This window comes from Sphingopyxis sp. H115 (assembly GCF_001468465.1).
Classification (GTDB): Bacteria; Pseudomonadota; Alphaproteobacteria; order Sphingomonadales; family Sphingomonadaceae; genus Sphingopyxis.
The window spans coordinates 1-12,110 of the sequence record NZ_LNSA01000010.1; the positions used below are offsets into that span (position 1 = coordinate 1).

The 12,110-nt window shown below is 65.6% G+C and carries 13 protein-coding genes and 1 tRNA gene; 5 read left to right on the forward strand and 9 right to left on the reverse strand.

Annotated elements, in window-relative coordinates; translation table 11 throughout:
* Positions 1-291: 291 nt before the first annotated feature.
* Genes ATE71_RS08840 through ATE71_RS08850 form a run of 3 tightly spaced genes read left to right on the forward strand, consistent with a single transcriptional unit; the run spans position 292 to position 3,253 of the window.
* Complete coding sequence (locus ATE71_RS08840) at positions 292-1,824, forward strand: acyl-CoA synthetase (protein ID WP_058803143.1); 1,533 nt, start codon at positions 292-294, stop codon at positions 1,822-1,824.
* A gap of 2 nt (positions 1,825-1,826) precedes the next feature.
* Complete coding sequence (locus tag ATE71_RS08845) at positions 1,827-2,435, forward strand: 2-hydroxychromene-2-carboxylate isomerase (protein ID WP_058803144.1); 609 nt, start codon at positions 1,827-1,829, stop codon at positions 2,433-2,435.
* Positions 2,436-2,449: 14 nt separating this feature from the next.
* On the forward strand, positions 2,450-3,253 hold the full coding sequence (locus tag ATE71_RS08850) for a crotonase/enoyl-CoA hydratase family protein (RefSeq protein ID WP_058803145.1): 804 nt from the start codon (positions 2,450-2,452) through the stop codon (positions 3,251-3,253).
* Here ATE71_RS08850 and ATE71_RS08855 read toward each other — a convergent pair.
* The 6 genes from ATE71_RS08855 to ATE71_RS08880 form a co-directional block, all read right to left on the reverse strand.
* Positions 3,250-3,939: an ATP12 family protein gene (locus ATE71_RS08855; protein ID WP_058803146.1), complete on the reverse strand. Its 690-nt coding sequence runs from the start codon at positions 3,937-3,939 to the stop codon at positions 3,250-3,252. The two genes, ATE71_RS08850 and ATE71_RS08855, sit on opposite strands and share 4 nt — an antisense overlap.
* Positions 3,936-4,172 carry a hypothetical protein gene (locus ATE71_RS08860; protein ID WP_058803147.1) on the reverse strand — a complete coding sequence of 79 codons (237 nt, stop codon included), beginning with the start codon at positions 4,170-4,172 and terminating at the stop codon, positions 3,936-3,938. Before ATE71_RS08860 ends, ATE71_RS08855 begins: the two co-directional genes overlap by 4 nt.
* Positions 4,169-4,789 carry an FMN-binding negative transcriptional regulator gene (locus tag ATE71_RS08865; protein WP_058803148.1) on the reverse strand — a complete coding sequence of 207 codons (621 nt, stop codon included), beginning with the start codon at positions 4,787-4,789 and terminating at the stop codon, positions 4,169-4,171. The genes ATE71_RS08860 and ATE71_RS08865 overlap by 4 nt, the downstream gene beginning before the upstream one ends.
* The gene (locus ATE71_RS08870) at positions 4,789-6,015 is read right to left on the reverse strand and encodes an RluA family pseudouridine synthase (protein ID WP_058803149.1); all 1,227 of its coding nucleotides are present in this window, start codon (positions 6,013-6,015) and stop codon (positions 4,789-4,791) included. The genes ATE71_RS08865 and ATE71_RS08870 overlap by 1 nt, the downstream gene beginning before the upstream one ends.
* The gene (gene crcB / locus ATE71_RS08875; protein ID WP_058803150.1) at positions 6,012-6,392 is read right to left on the reverse strand and encodes a fluoride efflux transporter CrcB; all 381 of its coding nucleotides are present in this window, start codon (positions 6,390-6,392) and stop codon (positions 6,012-6,014) included. Before crcB ends, ATE71_RS08870 begins: the two co-directional genes overlap by 4 nt.
* A 65-nt stretch (positions 6,393-6,457) precedes the next feature.
* Positions 6,458-7,039, reverse strand: coding sequence for a thermonuclease family protein (locus tag ATE71_RS08880; RefSeq protein WP_058803151.1), 582 nt, complete (start codon positions 7,037-7,039; stop codon positions 6,458-6,460).
* 233 nt (positions 7,040-7,272) lie between these two features.
* Here ATE71_RS08880 and ATE71_RS08885 point away from each other — a divergent pair, with 233 nt between their 5' ends.
* Positions 7,273-8,319 (forward strand): winged helix DNA-binding protein, encoded by a 1,047-nt coding sequence (locus ATE71_RS08885; protein ID WP_201022937.1) that lies wholly within the window; start codon positions 7,273-7,275, stop codon positions 8,317-8,319.
* Positions 8,320-8,370: 51 nt separating this feature from the next.
* Positions 8,371-8,446, forward strand: a tRNA-Val gene (locus ATE71_RS08890).
* A gap of 78 nt (positions 8,447-8,524) precedes the next feature.
* Here ATE71_RS08890 and ATE71_RS08895 read toward each other — a convergent pair.
* The 3 genes from ATE71_RS08895 to ATE71_RS08905 form a co-directional block, all read right to left on the reverse strand.
* The gene (locus tag ATE71_RS08895) at positions 8,525-8,800 is read right to left on the reverse strand and encodes a CBU_0592 family membrane protein (RefSeq protein ID WP_058803152.1); all 276 of its coding nucleotides are present in this window, start codon (positions 8,798-8,800) and stop codon (positions 8,525-8,527) included.
* 73 nt (positions 8,801-8,873) lie between these two features.
* The gene (acnA, locus tag ATE71_RS08900; protein ID WP_058803153.1) at positions 8,874-11,549 is read right to left on the reverse strand and encodes an aconitate hydratase AcnA; all 2,676 of its coding nucleotides are present in this window, start codon (positions 11,547-11,549) and stop codon (positions 8,874-8,876) included.
* 180 nt (positions 11,550-11,729) lie between these two features.
* Positions 11,730-12,107 carry an acyl-CoA thioesterase gene (locus tag ATE71_RS08905; protein WP_058803154.1) on the reverse strand — a complete coding sequence of 126 codons (378 nt, stop codon included), beginning with the start codon at positions 12,105-12,107 and terminating at the stop codon, positions 11,730-11,732.
* Positions 12,108-12,110: the final 3 nt, after the last annotated feature.

Below are 12,110 nucleotides of genomic sequence, written 5' to 3' on the forward strand. Positions count from 1 at the left end.
GCATCACCGAAGGCGCCGAGGAAATCCAAATGCGAAAAGTCGCAGCTTTCCTCTTCGGTTATCTGGGGCCAAGGAAAAATACGCCGGGGATGATGTGAAGGAAATGACGAAGTAGGATAAGGGGCGACGGACGCCTCCGGCCGATGCCGGTTATCCCTCCGATCTTGCTACACCGATCCCGTGCGCATTTTTGCGCATGATGTCGTGCACTGCAGCTTGCTTGACCAAAAGTTTCAGGTTGCTACTCATCTTCGGCATAAAGAAAGCAACGATTCCCGGAGATGATGCCCGATGCACCCCTCAGTCCACGCCCGCGCCAATCCCGACAAAGCCGCGATCATCGTCGCCGAGACGGGCGAAGAAATCAGCTATGGCGAACTCGACGCCGCGTCGAACCGCGCCGCGCAGCTCTTCCGCGCGTACGGTCTGGGGCATGAGGATGTCGTCGCCTTCATGCTCGACAACACGCCGCATTATTACGGCCTTACCTGGGGTGCGCAGCGGGCAGGGCTGCGTTATGTCTGTATTTCGTCGCGGCTGACGCAGGACGAGACCGACTATATCCTCGAAAATTCGGGCGCGCAGATTCTGGTCGTTTCGGCCAGTCTCGCGAGCGCGGCGCAGCAGCTTCAAACGGGGATCAAGCGTTTCGCAACGGGCGGCGCTATCGCGGGCCATGAAAGCTGGGAGGATGCGGTCGCCGCGATGCCCGCGACGCCCGTCGCCGACGAGCGCGCCGGGGTCGATATGCTCTATTCGTCGGGGACGACGGGGCGGCCCAAAGGGGTGCGCGTGCCGCTGCCCGAGGATCCGGCAATCGACGCAATGAACAGCCTTGTCATGCTCGCGTCCGCGGTGTTCCAGATCAATTCTGACAGCATTTACCTGTCGCCTGCGCCGCTCTATCACGCTGCGCCGTTGCGCTGGTCGATGACGATCCACCGGCTTGGCGGCACCGTCGTCCTGATGAAGAAATTTGATGCCGAAGCGGCGCTGGCGCATATCGAAAAATATCGCGTGAACTCGAGCCAGTGGGTGCCGACGCATTTTGTGCGGATGCTGAAATTGCCCGACGATGTGCGGACCCGCTACGACACTTCGTCATTGAAGGTTGCGATCCACGCCGCGGCGCCGTGCCCGGTGCCGGTCAAGCAGGCGATGATCGACTGGTGGGGGCCGGTATTGTTCGAATATTATGCCGGGTCCGAGGGCAATGGCATGACCTTCATCTCCAGCGCCGACTGGCTGACCCACCGGGGCAGCGTCGGGCGCCCGATCCTGGGCACCGTGCATATCATGGGCGAGGACAATGAGACCGAGCTTGGGCCGAACGAAGAAGGCACGGTCTTCTTCGAAAGCGAAAATGTCTTCGAATATCATGGCGACGACGAAAAGACCGCGTCGAGCCGCAATTCGAAGGGCTGGTCGACGCTGGGTGATGTCGGCAAGCTCGACGAGGAGGGCTTCCTCTACCTCACCGACCGCAAGAGCTTCATGATCATTTCGGGCGGGGTGAACATCTATCCGCAGGAAATCGAGAACCATCTCGTCACGCATCCCAAGGTCGCCGATGTCGCGGTCGTCGGCGGACCGCATGACGAGATGGGCGAGGAGGTCATCGCGGTGGTCCAGCCCGCCGACATGGCCGATGCGGACGACGCGCTGCGTGACGAACTGATCGCCTATGCGCGCGAGAAATTGTCGGGGGTGAAGATCCCGCGCCGCATCGATTTCCTCGAAGCCTTGCCGCGCCACGACACGGGCAAGCTCTACAAGCGCCTGCTCCGCGACCAATATTGGGAAAAGGCAAAGGCGGAGGCCTGACCATGACCGCGCGCGTCGAATTCTTCTTCGATCTTTCCTCACCTTGGACCTGCCTCGCCTTCCATAACCTGCCGGGCGTTCTCGAACGCACCGGCGCGACCGCCGTGTACCGGCCGATCCTCGTCGGCGGGGTGTTCAACGCGGTGAACCCCGCCGTCTATGCAGCACGCGAGCAGGCCGACAACCGGCGGCTTCAGCATAGCTGGAAGATACTGAAGGACTGGGCGCGGCTCGCGAATGTGCCAATGAATTTCCCGTCGCAATGGCATCCCGCGAAAAGCATCGCCGCGATGCGCTTCTGCTGCGCGCTCGAGGAGGATCAGGCGGCGCTCGTCCGCTTTGCGCGCGGCGCCTTCGCAAGCTATTTCGACCGGCAGGAAAATCTCGACGACCCCGCGGTACTCGCGGCGATCGCCGATGCCGAGGGACTCGATGGCGCCGCGCTTGCAGCGGCGGCGGGCAGCGATCCGGTCAAGGCGCGGCTGCGCGCCAACACCGACGAACTCATCGCGCGCGGCGGCTATGGTTCGCCGACGATCTTCGTCGATCGCGAAGACATGTATTTCGGCAACGACCAGCTTCCGCTCGTCGAAGCCGCGTTGAAACGCTGAACAAGGACTCTCCCATGAAGGACCGTATTTCGATCACCATGCTGGAGGGCGGGATCGCCGACGTCCGGCTGATCCGCGCCGACAAGATGAATGCACTCGACACCGCAATGTGGGAGGCGCTGGCGCAAGCGATCGATCAATTGAAGGCCACCGCGGGCCTGCGCGTCGTCGTGCTGTCGGGGGAAGGACGTGCCTTCTGCGCGGGGCTCGATCTTTCCAGCCTCAGCAATGATCGCGATCCGGGGGCGAGCAGCGCGGGCGGGACGCTCGCCGACCGCACGCGCGGCATCGCCAACAACGCCCAATATGCCGCGTGGGGCTGGCGCGAACTGCGGGTGCCGGTGATCGCGGCGGTGCACGGCGTCGCCTTTGGAGCAGGTAGCCAGATCATGGCCGCCGCCGACATCCGCATCGTCCACCCCGACACGCGCATCGCGATCATGGAAATGCGCTGGGGCCTCGTCCCCGATGTCGCGGGCATGGCGCTGTGGCGCACGCAGGTCGCCGACGATGTGCTGCGCGAGCTGATCTATACCAACCGCGAGTTTACTGGGTCCGAAGCCAAGCTGCTCGGCTTTGCGACGCATGTGTCGGACGATCCGCTGGCCAAGGCGATGGCGCTCGCGGAGGTGATCGCCGACAAGAATCCGCACGCGATCCGCGGCGCCAAGCGGCTGTGCAACATGCTCGGCCATGCGAGCGACGCCGAAATCTTGCAGGCCGAAAGCGACGAGCAGGTCAAGGTGATCCGCACGCCTAACCAGATGGAGGCGGTGATGGCGGGGATGCAGAAGCGCAAACCCAATTTCGTCGATTAGAGCAGCCCCAAAAAACGCACCGCATTGTCCCAATCGCGCTTGTTCGCCGCGCGTGCTTTCTGCGCTTCGCTGTCGGCGCCCCAGCGGCGTTCCTGATAGAGTTCGTCGAGGCTGACCGCTTCCCACAGCATCCCGGCATCGAAGGCCGCCTCGACGAGCGCGAGGCCCGCGACGAGCGATCCGCCGATCGTCACCACCGGCGTCAGCGCGGTGATTTGCCAAGCGTCCAGCGCCCGCACCGCGTCGTGCAGCGCGGCGACCGTTGCCTCGGGCTGGTCGACCGGCAGCACCCCCTGCGCCAGCGCGAATTCGATCCTATAGCGTTCCTCGGCCCAGGCGAGGAGCGGATTCCACGCCGCCGCCTGCTCCGCCTGTAACGCAGCGTCGCGCGCGTCGCGGTAACAAAGAAGGTCGCTCGCCGCATAGGCCGCGACCGGCGCTGCAAAGGCCGACACGTCGGGCGCGGCAAGGTCGATCGCGGCGTTGGCGAGCCCGGTCATCGGCATCGCCGCGGGATCGATCGTCTCGCCGACCTCGCGCCATTCGGCCGCGATCGCTTCCGCAAGCGCGATGCTCGCCGCCGCCAGCGGCGCGCGCTGCGGCGTGCGCATCGGCCGCGCGTCGAGCGCGATGCCCCAACCGTTGCCCTCCGGGACAACGGCAACCTCTTTCCAGAAGCGTTTCACGAGCTTTTGGGCGAGCGCCAGCGGCGCGCGAGCAGCAGCGGCATCACCGCGAAATCGAACGCCCCGATCAGCACGATCGCCACCCCGATCCAGCGGTCGGTCGGCTGGCCCGCGAGCGCAAAGCCGCCGCCGATCAGAATGAAACCGATCATCACAAAAACCGCGCCCATCAGCCGCATCGCCGTGATGGCGAAAAAGCGTTTCTTGGCGAGCGCGTCGTCGGCGGGTGTCATGAACCCTCCCTATCGCCGCCAAGGTGGCGCATCAACTGCGCGAGCGCGCCATGGCCGGTCGCCTCCATGCCCGCAATCACCCGCTCGCGCTCGTCGGCGGACTTGTTCTGCGACAGCTTGATCGTCGGGCGCCACGCGCTGATCCGCATTTCGAAACCAATAATCGCGCCGGTCATCTTTCCGAACAGCGCCGGATTCATCTTGTCGCGTGTCCAGGGCGGGTTGGCGCCGACGCGCGCCTCGTGGTTGGCCGACAGGGTATCAAGCTGCGCGACCAGCGCGGCATCGTCCAGCCGATGCGCGACGCCTTCCATCTCGATCGCGACATAATTCCATGTCGGAACCTGATCGGTGTCGGCATACCAGCTCGCGCTGACATAGGCGTCGGGGCCCTGCACGACGGCGAGCGCGGTCGTACCGTCGAGGTGCCGCGTCAGCGCATTGCCGCGCGCGACGTGGAACTGCAGCGTCGTGCCGTCTCCGCTCAACACCACCGGGGCGTGCGCAACGCGCGGTCCGTCGGGGGTGCCCGCAAAGATCGCGGCAAAGCCGATCTCGCGCACCAGCAGTTCGGCGAGGCCGTCCTCTTTGGGGCGAAAGGCGCTGTTTGGATGCATCAGCCCGCCTTGGGTGGGCGCGCCGAATGCTTCTTCGCGCTTGGCCTTTTGCCCGCGGGTTTCCCCGTCGCCGGCTTGCCGGGTTTGCCCGGTTTCGCTTTCGCCTTGGGCTTCGGCTTGCCGACGAAATCGGTCGGCTTGCTGTCGGCGGTGCGTCCGCGCCTTTCGCCGCGCCGTGCCTTGCGGATCTGCTTGCTGTGCGCTTTTGCTTGCGCCTTCAGCGCCGCTTTGGGCGGCGGGCCTTTTTCGGCCGGGTCGATCCCGACCTCGCCGAGCAACAGGTCGAAGCCGAGCGCGTCGAGGCTCGCGGCGAAATGTTCGGGCACTTCGGCTTGCACGTCGATCGCGCCGCCGTCGGGATGGTCGATCCGCAGGCGCCGGCTGTGCAGGTGCATCTTGCGGCTGATCGTTCCGGTCAGGAACGCGCCCTTGCCGCCATATTTGCCGTCGCCGACGATCGGATGGCCGATCGCCGCCATATGAACGCGCAGCTGGTGCGTGCGCCCGGTCAGCGGCTGGAGCTCGACCCACGCCGCACTGTTGCCCGCGCGCTCGATCACGCGATAGCGCGTCTTCGAGGCAAGGCCGCTGTCGTGGACGTGCATCTTTTCGCCGCCCGACCCCGGCTGCTTGGCGAGCGGAAGGTCGATCTCGCCTTGCGCGATGTCGGGCACGCCGACGACGATCGCCCAATAGGTCTTTTTTGCGCTGCGGTTCGAAAAGCTCTTGGCGAAATAGGCCGCGGCGCGCGGCGTGCGTGCCACCAGCAGCGCGCCCGACGTATCCTTGTCGAGCCGGTGGACCAGCTTGGGCCGCACCGGCGCGTCAAATTTCAGCGCATCGAGCAACCCGTCGACATGATGCTCGGTCTTGGTCCCGCCCTGCGTCGCCAGGCCGGGCAGCTTGTTGAGCACGATCGCGCTGGCATCACGGTGGATCAGCATCGATTCGGCGAGTTCGACGTCGGCGTCGGTCAGCGGGCGGCCCTTGCGCGCTGGGCGCGCCTCGGCCTCCACCGGTGGCACCGGCATCACGAGCCTTTGCCCCGCCGCGATCCGGTCCGACACATCGGCCTTCTTGCCGTCGAGCGTCAGCTGCCCCGAGCGCGCCCAGCGTGCGAGCAGCGCGTGCGGCGTGCCCGGCCGATGGCGCTTGAACCAGCGGTCGAGGCGGATGCCGTCGTCTTCCTCGGCGATGGTCGCGCCGTCGAGCTTGGGCTCGCTCATCCTGGCACCTGGCGCATGATGAACAGGCCGAGCCCGCAGGCAGCGATCGCGCCGATCACCGAGGCGAGGACATAGGCGGCCGCCTGAGCGTTTTGACCGCGTTCGAAAAGCATCCAGAATTCCATGCTGAAAGAGGAAAAGGTGGTGAAGCCGCCGAGGATCCCGACGCCGATAAAAAGGCGCGCGGTTTCGCCGCCATCGCTGCTCCGCGCGAGTGCGCCGATCAGCAGCCCCATCAAGAGACCGCCAGCAATGTTGATCGATAGCGTCCACCACGGGAAGCCGGGGCCGAGCCGCGCAAGCATCGCCTGCCCGACCAAGTGGCGAGCGCCGGCGCCGATCGCGCCGCCGATCATGACGGGAAACAGGCTGTTCATATGGTTCGCCCTAGCCGGAAACTGCGACGAGGCATAGCGGGTGCGTCGCGGCGGGCGGCCTGACGCTAAGCGTCGGGTCGGGCCAGCGCGGTGGACGGCCGTTGATGCGCCGCGCGCCAGTCGGCAGGCCGCACGAATTCGCCTTGCCATATCCCGCGCCGCTTCGCCTGCGCCTGGGACTCTTCGACCATATAGGCGTCATCGGTCGCGATCGCGCCGCCGAGCCGCACCATCTCGGCGCCGAGGTCGACGCCGTCGGGGAAGGGGCGGGACCGGCAGGCGGCGAGCGTCCGGCCGTAGCGATCTTTCGCTGCGACTTCGCAATGGAGTGGGCCGCCGCCTGCGAGCTTTTCCAGCATAGCGCGCGCTTCGCGCCCGCATGGCCAGCGGCTCGCGTCGGCGCGCCTGCAATCCTGCCGATATTCGGCAGCGTCGATATTCGTCAGCCGGATGGTCAGCAGGGCCCCCTCGTGCCGCACGGTCAGGCTGTCACCATCGATGACGTGGACGAGCGGGACGGTCGCAGCGGGCGCCGGGAACCACGCCCACGCGGCCAGCGCGAAAGCCGCGAGCAGCAACAAAGCGGCGAGCGATCGCAAGCGCCGTCGCCAGCGCAGGCGAGTGAGGTAAGACCGACCGCGGATCATGGTGACCGAGTGCGCCCGGGTCGAGCGGATTGGCAAGTCCGAATAAAATGTTGACGACGAGAACAAACCATGTCCAAAATGGACTATATCGTTCCGGCCGGCATGCTGCCGACCCAAGCAGGTCACGCACTTGGGTCCGGATTGGCGGCAAACAGGAACGAACAAAAGGTGAATAGGGCCGGAATGACGACATAGTTACGCCAAGGTGGAGCGATGGGAACGGGGGACGCAGCATGATGGACCAGCGGACGCAAATCGACTTTGATATGGTAGCGCAGCTCGAAGGCGGCTTTTACCCGGGCGAGGTCTGGGTAGGTCCCCGAGGCGCCGATGTGGCCCGAGGCGGCGTTGCATCGCCGCTGCTGTTCGTCGGCATCCGGCCGGACTTGCCGGATATGACCCTCCTCCCCGACATACGCGTTGCAGCGACGCTCGCGGCGCCGGACGCGGCGAATCATATCCGACAGTCCGATACGCTCGATATCATATGGCTGGCGGCGGCGGACGCGATCGAGGGCGACATGCTGGCCGATATCTGCGCCGCGGCGGACGAACGGGAATGCAATCTGGTTTGCGAAACCTCGCTTTCGGGTCTCGATCGGGTCGTCGCGGCGATACCTGCATCCTGTGCGACCCAATTGCTGGTTGATGCTGACCCGGCGGACAAGCTCGTCGCGCTCGCGGCGGCGCGGCGGAACCGGCATGCAGTGCTCCACGATATCGCGCGTGACGACGCGATGGAACGGATCGACCGGCTGCAAGAGGAAGTCTCGCGCATCTCACGCCTGCTCGGCGATCTCGCGGGGCAGCGGGGCGGGCTTCCCGGGGGCCCCACCGATTATGCGTCACGCGACGACGATTCGGCCGGTCACGCGGGACAGGTCCGTGCCCCGGCGCGCGATTTCACGGCGATGCCACGCAGCTTCTTTCCCGAAGAGCGTGCGCTTGACCGGCAGCGGGCCAAGGCGGTGCGCCGGATGCTGCGCCAGCGCCGGATGCGCGAGCAATATTTCCCGGCCGATCTGTTTGCCGACCCGGCATGGGATATGTTGCTCGACCTTTATGCGGCGCGACTCGAGCGCCAGCCGGTGTCGGTATCGAGCCTGTGCATCGCGGCAGCGGTGCCGGCAACGACGGCGTTGCGCTGGATCAAGACGATGACCGACGCCGGCTTGTTCATGCGCGAAGCCGACCCGCACGACGGACGGCGTATTTTCATCGCCCTCGCCGAGGGCGCATATGATGCGCTGGCCCGCTATTTCGAAGCGCTCGAAGAATAGCGTTGCGCTTGCCAGCAACGCTGGCTTGTGGCAGGGCGCTCCTCCCTTCGGGGGCGCTTAGCTCAGTTGGTAGAGCATCTCGTTTACACCGAGAGGGTCGGCGGTTCGAGCCCGTCAGCGCCCACCACGCACCTTCCTTTCGATCGCGCATGTTAGCAAACATCTGCTCATGGCGCTGCCCTGCCGCGCCAGCCAGGGCGGCGCGTCAGGGGATTGCGGCGCGTGCCGATCGCCGCGCGCGCCAGACGCTCCATAGCGTGAACAGGCCCATCGCGGCCCAGACGACGTTGAGCACGGCGGAGGGGAGAGCGCCGTTGTAGCCCGAATTGACGATGAAGCCGCCGGCGCCGATCACATTCATCCACTGATAGAGATAGCCGCGTGCTTCGAGCTTGCCGAGCGACAGCAGAATATAGGCGGCGAGGATGATCGCGGCGGCGGTCCAGCCAATAACCTCGATGACAATGACCTCCGCGTTCATGCGGCTCTTCTCCAAATGAAAACGCCCGCCCCGGTGAGGGGGCGGGCGCTCATATCATCAGCCGTGTGCGGCGTCAGGCCGCGAGCTTGCGGAGCACATAGTGCAGGATGCCGCCGTTCATATAATATTCGACCTCATTCGCGGTATCGATGCGGCAGAGCGTATCGAAGGCGAAGGTCGACCCGTCGGGGCGGGTGACGTTGACCGTCACCGTCTGCCGCGGTTTCAGCTCCGCGACGCCGGTGATCGTGAACTGGTCGTCGCCGGTGAGCCCCAGCGTCTCGCGGCTTTGGCCCTCCAGGAACTGGAGCGGCAGCACGCCCATGCCGACGAGGTTCGAGCGGTGGATGCGCTCGAAACTCTCGACAATCACGGCGCGGACGCCGAGCAGGTTCGTGCCCTTCGCCGCCCAGTCGCGCGACGATCCGGTGCCATATTCCTTGCCCGCGATCACGACCAGCGGGGTGCCGTCGGCCTTGTGGCGCATCGCGGCGTCGTAGATCGGCATGACCTCGTCGCCATAGCGCGACATGCCGCCTTCGATGCCGGGGACCATTTCGTTTTTGATGCGGATGTTGGCGAAGGTGCCGCGCATCATCACGTCGTGGTGGCCGCGGCGGGCGCCGTAGCTGTTGAAGTCGGCCTTGCTAACCTGATGTTCCATAAGCCATTTTCCGGCCGGCGAGTCCGCCTTGATCGACCCCGCGGGGCTGATGTGGTCGGTGGTGATGCTGTCGCCGAGGATCGCGAGCGGCTTGGCGTTCACGATGTCCGACACCGGCGCGGGGGTCATCGTCATCCCTTCGAAGTAGGGCGGGTTCGCGACATAGGTGCTGCCCGCGCGCCACTGATAGGTGTCGCTGCCCTCGACCTCGATCTTCTGCCAATGCTCGTCGCCGCGATAGACATGGGCGTAGCGCGCCTCGAACATGTCGCGGTCGACCGCGCCGGCGATCGCGTCGGCGACTTCCTGATTGGTCGGCCAGATGTCGGCGAGGAACACGTCCTGGCCGTCGGGGTCCTGCCCGATCGGCGTGCTGGTGAAATCCTCGGTCACGGTGCCCTTCAGCGCATAAGCGACGACGAGCGGCGGCGAGGCGAGATAGTTGGCGCGCACGTCGGGCGACACGCGGCCTTCGAAATTGCGGTTGCCCGACAGGACGGCGGCGGCGACGATATTGTTGCCGTTGATCGCCTCCGAAATCGGCCCCGCGAGCGGCCCCGAATTGCCGATGCAGGTGGTGCAGCCATAGCCGACGAGGTTGTAGCCGACCGCGTCGAGATGGTCCTGAAGCCCCGCCTTGACCAGATAGTCGGTCACGACCTGCGACCCCGGCGCGAGCGAGGTTTTCACCCACGGCTTCGGCTTCAGCCCGCGCTCGTTTGCTTTTTTGGCGACGAGGCCCGCGGCGACCATGACGCCGGGGTTCGACGTGTTGGTGCAGCTGGTGATCGCGGCGATGACGACGTCGCCGTCGCCGATGTCATGATCCTTGCCCGCGACGGGCACGCGCGCGGCGCCGTCCTTGTTGTAGATTTTCTTGAGGTCGGCGTTGAACTCGTCGTCGACCGCGGTCAGGATGACCTTGTCCTGCGGCCGCTTCGGCCCCGCGAGCGACGGGACGACGCTGCCCATGTCGAGCTCGAGCGTGTCGGTGAACACCGGGTCGGGCATGTCGGCCGACAGCCACAGCCCCTGCGCCTTTGCATAAGCTTCGACCAGCGCGATATTCTCTTCGCTGCGGCCCGTCAGGCGCATATAATCGAGCGTCTTGTCGTCGATGCCGAAGAAACCGCAGGTCGCGCCATATTCGGGCGCCATGTTCGCCAGCGTCGCGCGGTCGGCGAGCGTCAGCGACGCGAGGCCGGGGCCATAATATTCGACGAAGCGCCCGACGACGCCCTTGGCGCGCAGCATCTGCGTCGCGGTGAGCACGAGGTCGGTCGCGGTGACGCCTTCCTTGAGCTTGCCCGTCAGCTTGAACCCGACGACTTCGGGGATGAGCATCGATACGGGCTGGCCGAGCATCGCGGCCTCGGCCTCGATCCCGCCGACGCCCCAGCCGAGCACGCCGAGCCCGTTGATCATCGTCGTGTGGCTGTCGGTGCCGACGCAGGTGTCGGGATAAGCGACCGTCGCGCCCGACGCGTCTTCGCTCGACCACACCGCCTGCGCGATATGTTCGAGGTTCACCTGGTGACAGATGCCGGTGCCCGGGGGGACCGCCTTGAAATTGTCGAGGCTTTTCGACCCCCATTTCAGGAAGTCATAGCGTTCGCCGTTGCGATAATATTCGATCTCGACATTCTGTTCGAACGCCTTGGGGTGGCCGAATTCGTCGACCATGACCGAGTGGTCGATGACGAGGTGGACGGGGACGAGCGGGTTGATCTTCGACGTGTCGCCGCCAAGCTTGGCGATCGCATCGCGCATCGCGGCGAGATCGACGACGCAGGGAACGCCGGTGAAATCCTGCAGCAGCACGCGCGCGGGGCGATACTGGATCTCGCGGTTCGAATGCGGGTCCTTCTGCCAATCGACGAGCGCCTGGACGTCCTCGGTCGACACGGTGAAACCGCCGTCCTCGAAGCGCAGCAGGTTTTCGAGCAGCACCTTCATGCTGAACGGCAGGCGCGAGACGTCGCCCAGCTTGGCCGCCGCCTTGTCGAGCGAATAATAAGCGTAGCTCTTGCCGCCGACGTCCAGCGTCGAACGGGTGCCCAGCGTGTCGTTACCCGTGGTGGTCATAGGATTGCAGTCCCCATGTTGGCGCGGCGGGGAATGACGGCCGAGGCCCGTTCGGGAGAGCGGAGCCGAGCGGAGTCGCACGCGCAGGTTTATGTCCGCGCCGCCTTACGCCGGGGGTGAGGAAATGCAAGGGGGTGGGGGAGATGATGTTCCCTCACCCCCTTTGTGAGCGTCCAATGTTCAGTCCGGCAAAGGCCTCACCGTGCGGGGCCTTCGGTCGGGGCCGACCGCGACGAAGATGAAGACCGCCTGCGTGACCTTGTGCGCTTCCTCGGCATGGCGGTCGCGCGCCCAGGTTTCGACCTCGACGTGCATCGAGGTGCGGCCCACCTTGACGAGACGGCCGAAGACCGAGACCTCGTCGCCAACGAAGACGGGGCGGTGGAAGGACATGCCTTCCACCGAGATCGTCACCGCCCGCCCGCGCGCATGGAGCGATGCGACCGACGAGGCGGCAAGGTCCATCTGCGCCATCAGCCACCCACCGAAAATGTCACCATAGACGTTCGCGTTTGCAGGCATGGCGGTGACGCGGACGGCGGGCTGGCCCGCCGGCATATG